The organism is Hyphomonas sp. FCG-A18, assembly GCF_045287255.1.
Lineage (GTDB): Bacteria > Pseudomonadota > Alphaproteobacteria > Caulobacterales > Hyphomonadaceae > Henriciella.
The window spans coordinates 604428-617081 of the sequence record NZ_CP137142.1 but is presented as its reverse complement, the minus strand read 5'-3'; the positions used below and the strand labels follow the sequence as shown (position 1 = coordinate 617081).

The window sequence follows — 12654 nt, the reverse complement described above, 5'->3', positions numbered from 1 at the left end:
TCCCCGCTCACCCTCTGCGTGGCATAATGGAAGTATGCGACTGCTCCGCGTTTCAGCTCTGACCCTGGCCATGTCGGCCTTTACGGTTACGCCGGCCCTGCCTCAGCGGGCTGAGGTAACACGGGATGAGCTGTCACGTCTGGAAACCGAACGCGATGCAGCTCTCGCTCAGCTACAGGCTTTGGAAGCGGCTGAAACCGCGGTCAGACGTGATCTTGGCGACCTTGAGGCCGAACTGATCAGCGCCGCCATGGAAAGCCAGCGCCGCGAAGAACAGGCCACCGCCTCTGAGCTAAAGCTTGTCTCTCTGTCTGCGCGGCTTGGATCAGCGCGTCGTGAGCTGGTCGAAGGGGAAGAGGCCCTGCAAGGGCTGGTGGCTTCACTGGCTGTATCTGGCCGCCATCGTCCTCCGGCTCTGGTGACCTCTCCCGGCAATGCCAATGCTGCCATTCGCGCAGCCATCCTGATGGGGGATGCCACCCCACGTGTTCAAGCCCGAACCGATGCACTTGCCGAAGAAATTGCCGACCTTCGCCGTCTCGAACGTCAGATCAAGCGCGAACGCGCGCGGCTGGAAGCTGCTGAAGCGACGCTGGCACTGAAGGAAGCTGAGATCCTGCAAATGACGGCCGCTAAACGCGCGGCGTTCGAAGATGTCAGCGGCGATGCAAAGTCACTTCGTGATCGCGCTGTGTTGCTCGGTCGCGAGGCCGACACAATCCGGGACCTGCTGGCCGCGATTGAACGCGATGCGCCTTCCACACCGGGTCTGAAACCCAATCTGCAACTGGCCGCACGAACCACGACGCGGACAGATGCGCCACGCCGTCTGCCTTCTGCGGCAACGCCTCGACCAAGCCGCGATCTGTCTTCCAACCTGCTTGGCGGCCTGTCACGACCAGCCGCCGGTCGGCTTATCCGCGGTTGGGGCGACAAAACCGTTGGCGGTGGCAAATCTGAAAGCCTTGTGATTGCAACACGCAGCGGCGCACAGGTCACCGCGCCAATTGATGGCAGTGTTGTGTATGCGGATGCGTTCAGAACTTATGGTCAGCTCTTGATTGTCGAGACCAGCGATGGTTACCATATTCTTCTCAGTGGCATGGCCGAAAGCTATGTCACTGTGGGTCAGAGTGTGAAGCGGGGTGAGCCCGTGGCGCGCATGGCGAATCGCGCAATGCCAGAACCGGAACTCAGCCTTGAGGTCCGCAAAGATGGTAAGCCGATGAACCCGGCCCGATGGATGAAAGGCGGTTGATTGAGACCGCAGCACGAGGAGTTGCCTGATGAGAGCCATGCTGACCGGAGCTGCAATTGGGGTTGTGATGGGCGCTGTTGCCGTTGGGGTGACGGCTGTTGCCTGGCCTGACACCAAGCAGGATCGGCGACTGGCCACCTATCAGCAGCTCGATCTGTTCACCGATGTCCTTGCTCGCGCCAAAGCTGACTATGTTGAAGAGATTGATGAGGTTGAAGCCATTGAAGCCGCGATTGATGGCATGCTCGGCTCTCTGGACCCACACTCTGCTTACCTCTCACCCGAAGATTTTGACCGCATGCAAGTCTCCACGTCCGGGGAGTATGGCGGCCTTGGCATTGAAGTGACGCAGGAAGATGGCTTTGTGAAAGTCGTGACGCCGATGGATGATACCCCAGCCAGCCGTGCAGGGATTGAGCCTGGTGACTTGTTAACCGCTATCAATGGCCAGCCAATTGTCGGCCTGAACCTAGACGATGCTGTACGCGGCATGCGCGGTGCACCCGGTACGGATTTGACCGTAACCGTCCTTCGCGAAGGCACGGACCCTTTTGATGTGGTCCTGACCCGTGAGGTTATTCAGCCCAAGTCTGTCACCTGGCGCGCTGAAGAAGATGATATCGCTTATTTCAGGATCTCGACCTTTAATGAACGCACGACCATCCTGCTCGAAGAAGCTCTTGAGGCCGCGCGTGAAGAGATTGGTGCCCGCCCGAAAGGCCTGATTTTGGACTTACGCAATAATGGCGGTGGCCTGCTCGATCAGGCAATTACCGTAAGCGATCTTTTCCTGTCTGGTGGGGAAGTCGTTTCCACCATCGGGCGTCGCGATGGCGATGTTGCGCGCTATAATGCCCGCAATGGCGAAGAGTTTCGCAATGTGCCGATCATTGTGCTGATCAATGAAGGCTCAGCTTCCGCCTCTGAGATTGTTGCTGGCGCTCTGCAGGATCGCGATCGCGCCACTGTTCTTGGCATGACCAGCTTTGGTAAAGGCTCGGTCCAGACGGTTATTCCGCTCGGGGCAGAGCGCGGGGCCATCCGCCTGACCACTGCACGGTATTATACACCTGCCGGGCGCTCCATTCAGGCCACCGGGATCGAACCTGATCTGGAGGTCGCTAATGCACGCCTCAGCGAAGAAGACCTCGCCAAGATCCGCCGCTATACGGAAATCGACCTGCCAAACTCACTTGGCAATGAAGACGGGACTGAACGCGTTTTACCGCACGTCCCGGAAGATATGCCGCCAGAAGGCTATGAAGGTGAGGATTATCAGCTTGAGCGCGCCCTAGAGCTTCTGCGCGCTGAGCGTGTACTGGCCAGCGGTGATATTCGCGCCGGATAATCCATTTCGAATCGCCCTCGAAACATCCACAAAGCCGTCCATTCCGGGCGGCTTTTTTGATGGGCAAAGCCGCCGAACCAGCCCAATGGTTAATAAGAGTTTGCGATCCCTTAACCATTCGCACGCTACACTTTGAGTTTGCAGAAATAATAGAGAAACCGAGAGACCATGACGGCGCGTGTTCCCAAAGACCCCTCCCCGCTCAAAGCTGGTTTTCTGCACGGGGGGCTGAGCCTTGCGACGCTTGCCGTCGTATTCGGCGGCGCAGGTGGTTTGATCCACCTGACCGGAGATGCAGATGCGGGTAGTCCGCGTGTCGAAATTGCCCTGTTCAATGAAGATGGCGATGTCTCCCCAACCCTGAAAACGCGACTGGCCGGAGACCCTGCTGACACTGAACGGGTTATCGCATCGCTCACGGTGCCTGACAGGATAGCAGACGCGACCTCTGAACCCTCTCTGGGCGTGACCTATGGGGAACGCGCACCAAGCCCGACACAGGCCGCCGCAACGCCGCAATCAGGCGGCATCCGCATTAACGGCAAGCTCGTCGAGCCGGGACAATCCTTCAGCCAGGTCGAGGGCGAAGGCAGTATCGCGACGTCCATCGAGGTGACACCGCCGCCTGCGGCCACCGCTCAAACGGCAACACCCATTGACGATAACACGCCCTTTGCGCGCTATTCGCGACCGTTCGAAAACCCTGAAGGCAAACCCACCGTTTCCGTCATTGTTGGCGGTTTAGGGATTCACTGGCGTCATACACAGGCAGCTATTCAAGAGTTACCTGCTGACGTCACTCTGTCCTTTGCACCCGGCGCTAAAAACCTCAGAAGCTGGGTTCGCCAAGCCCGCGCTGATGGCCATGAGGTTCTGATTGAGCTGCCAATGGAGCCATTTGACTATGGCCGCCCGCGTCCACACCCGCAGGTTCTGCAGGTTGCAGCCAGCGAGAGTCTGAACCGTCAACGCCTGGACATCCTGCTCAGCCGTGTGGGCAGCTATGCTGGCGTGATCAATTATCAGGGCGGGAAATTCGCCACCAGCAATGACGCTAGCAATGTGATTTTCGATGCCCTCTCCGATAAGGGACTGGCCTTCTTTGAGGATGGCAGTCTGCTAAACGCGGTGTTTGAAGATGTTGCCAGCGAGCAAGGTCTGACCTTTGCCCGGTCTGAAACCGTTATTGATGCCCGCCCGGAAGGTGATCCGATTGAAACACAGCTCATGTTCCTGGAAGCACAGGCCCTCGACAATGGCGCGGCTCTGGGCACCGCTTTTGCCTACCCCATCAGCATTGACATGATCAAAACCTGGACGGAGCAATTGGAGCAAAAGGGTATCCTTCTGGCCCCGGCCTCTCACTATGCCCGCCAGAACAAGACGCAGGCCAAGCCTGTGCAAACATCGGCCAAGCCTCTACAACCTGCTCCGTGAGTGAGCCCATTCGTGATCCATCGCGTTATCGCGCCAATGTTGGTCTGGCTGTCTTTTCAGCAGCCGGACATGTTTTTGTTGGGCGACGTATAAACGGTCGCGGCGCCTTTCAGTGGCAACTCCCGCAAGGCGGCGTTGACAAAGGCGAAGCGCCACACGAAGCGGCACTGCGTGAGCTGGAAGAAGAAATCGGGGTTGCCCCGAAACTGGTCGATATACTCGAAGAGACCGAGGACTGGCTCTACTATGATTTCCCGACAGATCTGCGCAAACGTATGGGCGGTCCATATCTTGGCCAGCGCCAGAAATGGTTTGCCCTTCGCTTCCGCGGATCAGACAGCGATGTGCGGCTCGATAAGCATACACCTGAATTTGATGCTTGGCGCTGGGCGCATTTGAGTGAGATTCCAGACCTGATCGTCCCCTTCAAACGCCCGGTTTATCAGGAAGTGGCCGAGCGCTTTATTCAATGGACCAAGCCCGTCAAAGCTTAACCTCTTTGCAAACAGGCAAATTGGCCTATCGTCCCTGAAAGATAAGAATTTCAGGGAGGGCAAGCCATGGCGAAGACCATGCTCATGATACACGGCGTCGGATGTGGCGGTGAGGTCTGGGGCCGGATGCGCCAGGGCTTTGAAATGGCTGGCTGGACGTGTGAAGCCCCTACCCTGTTCCCGCAATTTCGGACGCAGGACTCCCCGCCAGACGGCCTCGCCGATCTGACGCTGGATGACTATGTCGAAGCCATGGCCGAGAAAGCCCGCGAGATGGCAGCCACGAATGGCGAGGCACCAGTGATTATCGGTCACTCCATGGGCGGACTGATTGCACAGAAGCTGACCGAAGCGGGTCTTGCCAAAGCCGGGATCTTCCTGACCCCTGCCCAACCCGAAGGCTGCACAGTGACGGACCTGCGTGTCCTGCGGACCTTCTGGAGCATCCTGAAAGTTGGCCGCAAGAATGTACCCGGTGGGGTCTTCAAGGTTGGCCCGAACGGATTCTCATGGGGCGTCCTCAACTGTGTTCCAAAATCCCGGCATGCAGAAATCTATGCAGGCGCCCTGTTCGATAGTGGCCGCGTGTATGAGCAACTCAGTGAACCCGGCCCGATTGATGAAAGCAAGATCACCGTCCCAACCCTGACCATTGGCGCAAAGAAAGACCGCGCAACCGTGATCAAGGCTGTGCGCAACGTGGGCGCAAAATATGCTCGCGCCAGCGTTCCGGGCGACTATTCAGAATATGCCAGCAATGCCCACTGGATTGTCGACGAACCCGGCACAGATCAGGTGATCAGTGACATGATTGACTGGCTGGATAGTAAGGTCAGCTAATCCGCAGGGGCGGCATCGATCACATCGAACTGGGCTGTGCGGCGGCCATTCCATTCATTATCCTTGAGCTTCCCCGCCAAGTGCACGCGGCCACGTTGCATCAGCGCATCTCCAAGCGGTGTGCCCATGCAGCGCCAGACCAGTGCCTCAACCCGCCCCCCTGCATCTTCTACAGTGAGCTTGAGGTGGTTCTCGCCAATTGGGCGCGTGTGCGTAATCTCGACGTCTTTAAGCGCAAAAATCGGCTCGGGTGCGCCTTGTCCAAACGGGCCGAGTGTGCCGATGGCGTCATAGAGGTCGGGCCGAACCTGTGAGGTGGCAAGCAGGGCATCAATGGTCAGCTCTTTGGCCGCCGCCCGCTCCTGAGCAAACTCAGCCATGTGTGCGTCCATCCAGTCCCGTAAGGCCGGTAACTGCTCCGGCTCAAGGCTTAAACCGCCCGCCATGGCGTGACCGCCCCCGGATAGGATCACACCATCTTTGGCAGCCGCAGCAATGGCATCGCCAATATTCACGCCATGCACAGAGCGCGCGGACCCTTTCGCGACAGGCCCAAGCCCCTCGCCCCAGCCAATCACGATAGCAGGCAGATGGAAGCGATCTTTCAACCGCCCGGCGACGATCCCGATCACACCTGGATGCCAGCCTTCGCCCGCCGCGATCAAAACCCCAGCATCAGGATTGGCATCGAGCGTTTTTTGCGCCTCAACACTGGCCTGTTCAAGGATCGCGTTCTCAACGGCTTTACGCTCATCATTCAGGCCGTGCAGGCGCTCCGCAAGCGCTAACGCTTCGCTGCGATCATCGGTGGCGAGCAGTTTCGCCGCGAGCCAGGGGTCGCCAACCCGCCCCCCTGCATTGAGCCGCGGGCCGAGAACGAAAGTCGCGTGGTAGACCGTTTCAATTGTCCCAATCCCCGCCACATCGGCAAGCGCTCGCAGCCCCGTGTTTTGACCCGCAGACAAGACTTTCAGCCCCTGCTTCACAAAGGCCCGGTTCGCACCTTTGAGGGGGCTCATGTCACATAGGGTGCCCAGCGCGCAAAGGTCGAGCCATTCAAGGATGTTTGGCAAACCCCCTTCCGGCGCAATGCCGCGCTCACGGGCGAGCTTGTTTAGCGCCGCCGCAAACACATAGACGACACCCGCTGCGGCCAGATGCCCTTGCCCGCTTTCATCATCAGCGCGGTTCGGGTTGACCAAAGCGGCGCAAGCCGGGGGCGTTTTGCCCATCAGGTGGTGGTCAATCACGATAACAGGCAGGCCAATGGCTTCGGCCTCTGCCAGCGCATCGACCGCTGCCGCACCGCAATCGACAGTGATGACGAGATCAGATCCTATCTCTTTCAGGTGCCGGAAAGCCGCGGGGCTTGGCCCATAGCCTTCGGTAAGACGATCCGGGACATAGAGACCAATCTCCCGCCCCCAAGCCCTGAAATAGCGAGCAAGGATCGCAGAACTCGTCCCGCCATCAACATCATAATCGGCGAACACCGTAACGTTCCGACCATCGACAAGCGCATCGAGCACCAACCCTGCCGCTTTCATCATATCCTGAAAACTGGCTGGGTCAGGAAACAAGGCGCGCAGAGTCGGATTGAGGAATGTCTCCACCTCTTCCGGCGCAATGCCACGCGTCGTCAACAGGCGCGCCAGCAAATCTTCGCCCTGCAAATGCGGGGTCAACGCGCGAACCGCTGCTTCATCGGGCTGACGCAATGTCCAGAACCGTCCGCCATGGGAAACGGGGACAAAAGGCGTGGAAGCGGTTTCATAAGGCATCCAGAAGTATAGGCCGGAGTCGGGCTTGGGCAGAAGCCCCTGTCACAGCCCCTTTGCCGCTGTAGCCCTTGTCCTGAGCGAATGGGCTCTAGCTTCACATGGTGAAGGAGGCTGATCATGCAGGCTGTGATTATTGGCGCGAGCGGCGGTATTGGCGCTGCGTTTGTGCAGGCTCTCGCCGTTCGAGAAGGCATTGAATGCGTTCATGCGCTTTCCCGCTCGGGCAGTGGGCCAAGCCATGAAGTCATCAAACCCGGTCAGATCGATCTGACCGATGAGAGCAGCATTGCCGCAGCTGCAGAGCGTGTCAAAGCCATAGGCGCGCCTGACCTCGCGATTGTTGCCAGCGGCATTCTCTTTGATGGACAAATCCTGCAGCCTGAAAAAAGTTTCCGCCATCAGAGCGCTCAAGCCTTTGAACGTGTCTTTGCGATCAACACGTTTGGCCCGGCGCTAGTCGCGAAACACTTTTTGCCCATTATGCCCCGTCGTGGACGTGCTGTGTTTGCCGCGCTCTCTGCCCGCGTCGGATCGATCAGCGACAATCGCGCCGGCGGCTGGCACAGCTATCGCGCTTCGAAAGCGGCTCTAAATATGCTGATCCGCAATTTCGCGATCGAACAGAAACGGCGTAACGAAAACTTCATCGCCGTCAGCCTTCACCCCGGAACGGTCGATACGAACCTCTCCAAACCCTTCCAATCGAACGTGCCAGACAAGCAATTGTTCACGCCCGAGCAATCAGCCAGCTACCTGCTCAATGTCATCGCAGGCCTGACACCGGACGATAGCGGCAAAGCTTTCGATTGGGCGGGCAAGGAAATCCCGGCCTAGTTCAGGCGTTCAACCGTATAGCCCTTGTCTTCCAGCATCAGGATCACACTGTCCGGACCGGCAAAATGCCCTGACCCGACCGCCACCAGAACCGTACCAGGATCTTCCAGCAGCGCCTCAATTCGCGGGATCCATTTGCGATTGCGCTCCACCAGAACCGAGTCATACATCGCTTTGGAAAAGCCCATACCGTCCGGATCGGCCACCAAAATACCCAGACCAGCGACATCGCCGTCCGCCCACTCAGCGACCATATCATCCAGCATGGCGGCACTATCATCCAACCCGATGGCTGCGCCATACAGCAACTCGATCTGAGCCTCTTCCGGCAACAGATCAAACGCATCGGCCTGTTCAGAGATCGACTCCAGATAGGCAAAGGCTTTGCCCATGGTCTGAGCGTCGGCCTGAATAACTTTCTCAACCCCTGAATTAGGGTCAAAACCATCAGCAACCATTTTCATCGCCACGAGACTAATGCCCGCCATCCACGGTTCTTGTGTGTTAAAAGCGTCCAGCGGTACACCAACTTTGTCCATCGCCGCCTCAATGACCGCTTCATCGGCTTCATTCAGCACCTCGCGCAAGGTTCGCCCATCCTGATACATACCGCGCGCCATGAAATCCGTCATCAGCGCCTGCTGCGCCTCCGGGCTTTCCATATCGACTTCAAAGATCACGGTATCGGCTGCAGCCAAAGCCTCATCAAAAATAGGATACCGCCATTCCAGCTCCGGGCGCAGCAAGTGAACCGTCCCGAACATATAGATGGTTGTATCCTCATCCGCGAGCGACCAAAGGGCCGGACTGCCAGGTCCGTTTGTCGCCTGCGCTTTGGCTAAAGCGACCTGATATTCTGCACGTATCTCGTCCAGGCTTGGGCGTTCTGATTGCGTTGGCTCAACGGTCCCCGGCGTACACCCAACAATAAGGGAAAGACCGAGCAAGGCCATGCTCAAAAGGTGGGATAGACGCAGCATAAGAAATCTCCGTTTTCAGTCCTATCTGTGTAACGTCGCATTTTCCCCTGCCAAGAGTTCAGAGAAGGAATTGCCAGCGCGCAAGGCTTCCCGTATTGGGAGACATAACGCACCCATAGCTCAGCTGGATAGAGTGCTGCCCTCCGAAGGCAGAGGTCGCAGGTTCGAATCCTGCTGGGTGCGCCATTCAAGATCATACGAGCGCTCTACGAACACCCTCAATCTATTCCAATACAGCCTTGATCATTGGCCCATATCCGGAGTTTCCAAGCATGGCGAGTTGTTGTTGGGCGGAAACCTCATTGATTGGCTCTTGTGGACGGGCCACGGGATGGACAGCGCGTCTCAGCGGGCGTGTTCCGGCTGGCATGGCAATAATCTCTGCAATCGCGCGCGGAATATCCATCGGGTCTGTGGTGCCGCCCCCGCCATCGCCAGACCCCATCCCTGCGGTCATTGTCGGATAGGCTGCAAGCAATTCTTCAGGTAGCCGCGCCTTGAGATCCTTCGACAAGGCGACCTGATTTTCCCAGATTTCAGTCGGGTAGCCACCGGGTTGAATAATCGTCACCTCGATACCCTGTGCAACGGTTTCATACGCCATCTGTTCGCTCATGGCTTCGAGCGCAAACTTGCTTGGGGAGTACTGGCCAAAGCCCGGAATGACGAGGCGACCGAGTTGGGATGACACATTGAAAATCTGCCCAGCCCCGGCCGCGCGCATGGCCGGCAGAACCGCACGGGCCATCCTGTGCGGCCCATAAACATTGGTATCAAAGATGAGCTGCGTTGCCGCCATATCCTGCACTTCGATCGGACCAGCATAAGCAATCCCGGCATTGTTGATCAGGACATCCAGCTTGCCATCATTAGCCGCCAAGGCAGCCGCGACACCAGATGCAACCTGTTCATCAGAGGTCACATCAATCTCAAGCACCGTGATATCGAGATTTTCCTCTGTTGCCAGGGTCGTCAACTCATCGGCTTCTGGTCTGGGCAGGTTGCGCATCGTGGCGAAGACCTTGGCACCGAGGCGAGCATAATGCTCGGCACCGAGACGACCAAAGCCAGACGAACTGCCTGTGATCAGGATGGACACCCCGGTCAAGTCCGGCTCTGTGGCCTCGCCCTGCGCGGTGGCACCTCTGGCTGCAAAGGCGGTCGCGGCCAAGCCAGCCCCCAGCATCAATTGGCGGCGATCAAGATTAATGGGTTTTGTCATCACGCGGCTCCCTTGTTGAAAGAAAGTTTAGTGCGACAAGCCGCAATAGCTATAGGTCCCCTAGGGGCAATTCTGATACACTTGTGGTTATTGGTGGTTCGGGGGAGACGGAGGAATCCGAACCGGATCAATAGGTTATGACCATGCGGGGCACTTCTGCACACCTATGCTTTGCCATGAACAAAAGGTGACTTTGCCCCGCATTCAACAATGCTCGGATGTACTCTAGATTAGTCGAGGATCACCGCGACTAGGTTTTCGTCGGCATCTTGGACAATACCGTTTTCAAAACTGAAACTGTATCCGTTGTAGCCGAGGTCGCCGGTAAACGTCATGTGTCCGTCAGCTCGCTCATAAACACCGGAAGCCCCTTCGCGAGAGTAGAACAGGCCAGTAAACTGATCGCCATTTTTTAAAGCCACAACACCCTCACTGAGGCTTGCCTCGGGACTGCCAGCGCGGGCCATTTCACCTACAAAAGTCTCAATTGGACTTGCTTCGCTCGCGATCAGAACGACGTCACCCCAATTTGGAATAGTAGGGTATGACACATAAGAAAAAGCTCCTTCCGCTGTCGCCCCTCCTGGATATCGCATCGATCCAGCAATGACCTTGTAACTGTTCGTGGGGCTTTGATCTAAGCTGATGCCTTTAAACACGAGACCGTCCGAAATTACCTCGGTGTAGGGTTCCTGACGAATCTCCATGTTTTTCAAATTGGCCACTAACCCAAGCGCACGGTTTGACGCTTCCATCGCGCGCGCATAGTCCTCTTTGGCCTTATCGACATGTATCTGAACGCGCGCGTCTTGATTCGCGTTTCCTTTGGCCTCCGGCCAGATAATAGATTGGGCGTTGGCCGTTATTGAAAGATGCGCGGCAAAACCGACCATCGCTAAGTGCTTGAACAATCTCATTCCAACCTCCTTCTAAGGTTTCGCTGGTCACAGCTTAATTCAGAATAGGGTATATATACCCTAGAGAGGTTGCGTAGGCCTTAACTAATTGGCTGAATGTTTTGGGAAAAGGTCGTAGGCCTCAACATTCGGCGAATTCGCAAAGAAGCTGGGCTGAGTCAGGAACAGCTGGCCCATAAGGCGGATATGGATATGCGCTATCTCGGCGGGATTGAACGTGGAGAATACAACCCGACAGTTGCGATGTTAGGAAAAATCGCAGAAGCTCTGGGGGTGCATCCGGCGATATTCCTGAACGACAAGCGAACGGACTAAGTCAGCTCAGCCTTTCATCCAACTCCATAAACCGAAATAGGTTGGTGAGCGGCTTAAGTCGCCCTAGAACAGCCTCTCAAAAACTATTTTCTTGAAACGGTGTTTGTCGCGCATAAGGTCGAGACTATGAAAACCGTTTGGAAGTATGGATTAAAGGGCGCGAGATCAGTTTCGCATAGACGCCCGTTGATCCATGAAGATCGTGCCATTCTAACAATCAATCACGGACAAGACAGTAAGTTCAGTGGCACTCTCGTCGGCGTAGAGTTGGACACAGGTAAAGAGCTCTGGCGGTTCGATCATGAGCATTTCTTTGCGGAGCCGTCTATTTCGCTGGATGGTTTTGTTTATCTCACCAGCTTTAGTGGCCATGTGTTCAAGATCGACATGCATGGGCAATTGTGTTGGGGGACACGACCCTCAGAAAGAAACCTTTGGCAAGGGATCTTGAACCAAGACCAATTTGTTTATGCTGAAATAGCCGGCCAATCAAATTTCACTAGAGCCATTGATTGCCAATCGGGCACAGTCTGCTGGGAGTTTGAAAATGGCGGTCATTGCTATGGTTTGGCAGCGAGTGAATGCTCCCGTTTCATAGTTCATAGCGTTGGCGTCACAAAGAAATTCGGCGAGTGGCGCTATTTCCTTTATTGTACCAATGCAGAGACGGGTAAATTGGTATGGCAGACAGAGCACAACGATATTCTGTACTGCCCTGCCATTTTGGGAGATTTCATATTTGTTGGTAGCCGAAATCACGTAGCAGTTTTTGATCTCGACAATGGGCGACCAATCGACAGCTATAATCTCACGGAGTCGAGCGAAGTTTCCCAGCGACCTGTCGTTTCGAGCGGCGAGGTCGTCGTGGCATCGCAGCGTGGTCATGTCGCGTCGCTACTTGTGAAAGGAGAAAAACGCGGGCTGTTCAGAAAGCTCAAACCTAAACTAAACGTTTCCTGGCATTTGGATCTTTCCGCCAAAATCCGCTCAAGCGTGATAGGTGTTGAAGGGCAAATACTCGTTTTGACAGAAGACGGGAAATGTCAGTTTGTGAACACCCTTTCGGGGGCGGTCGAGCAAACCGTCAAAGTACCATATTTCAAAGAAGGGTATGGACTGTCGCCCACACAGGATGGACTTCTGGTGGCAGCATCGCGAGATTGTTTAAGAGGCAGGATCAGGTAGCAACTCAAAATGGTCCATATGCAGCCGTTGGGTCAGAAATTTT

General features: G+C 56.3%; 12 protein-coding genes and 1 tRNA gene. 9 read left to right on the top strand and 4 right to left on the bottom strand.

Going from position 1 to position 12654, the window contains the following annotated elements; translation table 11 throughout:
• Positions 1-34 precede the first annotated feature (34 nt).
• The 5 genes from RYZ27_RS03045 to RYZ27_RS03025 all read left to right on the top strand — a co-directional run bounded on the left by RYZ27_RS03045 (position 35) and on the right by RYZ27_RS03025 (position 5377).
• On the top strand, positions 35-1258 hold the full coding sequence (locus RYZ27_RS03045) for a murein hydrolase activator EnvC family protein (RefSeq protein ID WP_406680884.1): 1224 nt from the start codon (positions 35-37) through the stop codon (positions 1256-1258).
• A 28-nt stretch (positions 1259-1286) separates the two neighbouring features.
• Entirely contained in the window at positions 1287-2606 is a 1320-nt protein-coding gene (locus RYZ27_RS03040; RefSeq protein WP_406680883.1) for a S41 family peptidase, read from the top strand.
• Between the two features lie 168 nt (positions 2607-2774).
• Positions 2775-4043, top strand: coding sequence for a divergent polysaccharide deacetylase family protein (locus RYZ27_RS03035; protein WP_406680882.1), 1269 nt, complete (start codon positions 2775-2777; stop codon positions 4041-4043).
• Positions 4040-4537 carry an RNA pyrophosphohydrolase gene (locus RYZ27_RS03030; protein ID WP_406680881.1) on the top strand — a complete coding sequence of 166 codons (498 nt, stop codon included), beginning with the start codon at positions 4040-4042 and terminating at the stop codon, positions 4535-4537. The genes RYZ27_RS03035 and RYZ27_RS03030 overlap by 4 nt, the downstream gene beginning before the upstream one ends.
• A 66-nt stretch (positions 4538-4603) precedes the next feature.
• On the top strand, positions 4604-5377 hold the full coding sequence (locus RYZ27_RS03025; RefSeq protein ID WP_406680880.1) for an alpha/beta hydrolase: 774 nt from the start codon (positions 4604-4606) through the stop codon (positions 5375-5377).
• Here RYZ27_RS03025 and recJ read toward each other — a convergent pair.
• Positions 5374-7158, bottom strand: coding sequence for a single-stranded-DNA-specific exonuclease RecJ (gene recJ, locus RYZ27_RS03020; RefSeq protein ID WP_406680879.1), 1785 nt, complete (start codon positions 7156-7158; stop codon positions 5374-5376). The two genes, RYZ27_RS03025 and recJ, sit on opposite strands and share 4 nt — an antisense overlap.
• 117 nt (positions 7159-7275) lie before the next feature.
• On the opposite strand from recJ, the gene RYZ27_RS03015 reads away from it, so the two are divergent.
• Positions 7276-7992, top strand: a complete 717-nt coding sequence (locus RYZ27_RS03015; RefSeq protein ID WP_406680878.1) for an SDR family NAD(P)-dependent oxidoreductase — start codon at positions 7276-7278, stop codon at positions 7990-7992.
• Here the strand turns inward: RYZ27_RS03015 and RYZ27_RS03010 are convergent.
• Positions 7989-8972, bottom strand: a complete 984-nt coding sequence (locus RYZ27_RS03010) for a TraB/GumN family protein (protein WP_406680877.1) — start codon at positions 8970-8972, stop codon at positions 7989-7991. The two genes, RYZ27_RS03015 and RYZ27_RS03010, sit on opposite strands and share 4 nt — an antisense overlap.
• Positions 8973-9081: 109 nt before the next feature.
• On the opposite strand from RYZ27_RS03010, the gene RYZ27_RS03005 reads away from it, so the two are divergent.
• A tRNA-Arg gene (locus RYZ27_RS03005) sits at positions 9082-9158 on the top strand.
• A 37-nt stretch (positions 9159-9195) separates the two neighbouring features.
• Here RYZ27_RS03005 and RYZ27_RS03000 read toward each other — a convergent pair.
• Both RYZ27_RS03000 and RYZ27_RS02995 read right to left on the bottom strand, forming a co-directional pair.
• Positions 9196-10194, bottom strand: coding sequence for an SDR family NAD(P)-dependent oxidoreductase (locus RYZ27_RS03000; RefSeq protein WP_406680876.1), 999 nt, complete (start codon positions 10192-10194; stop codon positions 9196-9198).
• 230 nt (positions 10195-10424) lie between these two features.
• Positions 10425-11111: a hypothetical protein gene (locus tag RYZ27_RS02995; protein ID WP_406680875.1), complete on the bottom strand. Its 687-nt coding sequence runs from the start codon at positions 11109-11111 to the stop codon at positions 10425-10427.
• 96 nt (positions 11112-11207) lie between these two features.
• Here RYZ27_RS02995 and RYZ27_RS02990 point away from each other — a divergent pair, with 96 nt between their 5' ends.
• Together RYZ27_RS02990 and RYZ27_RS02985 are read left to right on the top strand one after the other, a co-directional pair.
• A complete protein-coding gene (locus tag RYZ27_RS02990; protein WP_406680874.1) occupies positions 11208-11426 on the top strand; it encodes a helix-turn-helix domain-containing protein in 219 nt (72 codons plus the stop codon).
• 186 nt (positions 11427-11612) lie between these two features.
• Positions 11613-12611: a PQQ-binding-like beta-propeller repeat protein gene (locus RYZ27_RS02985; RefSeq protein WP_406680873.1), complete on the top strand. Its 999-nt coding sequence runs from the start codon at positions 11613-11615 to the stop codon at positions 12609-12611.
• Positions 12612-12654 lie beyond the last annotated feature (43 nt).

Coding starts and splice junctions, on each gene's coding strand:
- RYZ27_RS03045 (WP_406680884.1), top strand. CDS start 35: ATGCGACTGCTCCGCGTTTCAGCTCTGACCCTGGCCATGTCGGCCTTT.
- RYZ27_RS03040 (WP_406680883.1), top strand. CDS start 1,287: ATGAGAGCCATGCTGACCGGAGCTGCAATTGGGGTTGTGATGGGCGCT.
- RYZ27_RS03035 (WP_406680882.1), top strand. CDS start 2,775: ATGACGGCGCGTGTTCCCAAAGACCCCTCCCCGCTCAAAGCTGGTTTT.
- RYZ27_RS03025 (WP_406680880.1), top strand. CDS start 4,604: ATGGCGAAGACCATGCTCATGATACACGGCGTCGGATGTGGCGGTGAG.
- recJ (WP_406680879.1), bottom strand. CDS start 7,158: ATGCCTTATGAAACCGCTTCCACGCCTTTTGTCCCCGTTTCCCATGGC.
- RYZ27_RS03015 (WP_406680878.1), top strand. CDS start 7,276: ATGCAGGCTGTGATTATTGGCGCGAGCGGCGGTATTGGCGCTGCGTTT.
- RYZ27_RS03010 (WP_406680877.1), bottom strand. CDS start 8,972: ATGCTGCGTCTATCCCACCTTTTGAGCATGGCCTTGCTCGGTCTTTCC.
- RYZ27_RS03000 (WP_406680876.1), bottom strand. CDS start 10,194: ATGACAAAACCCATTAATCTTGATCGCCGCCAATTGATGCTGGGGGCT.
- RYZ27_RS02995 (WP_406680875.1), bottom strand. CDS start 11,111: ATGAGATTGTTCAAGCACTTAGCGATGGTCGGTTTTGCCGCGCATCTT.
- RYZ27_RS02990 (WP_406680874.1), top strand. CDS start 11,208: ATGTTTTGGGAAAAGGTCGTAGGCCTCAACATTCGGCGAATTCGCAAA.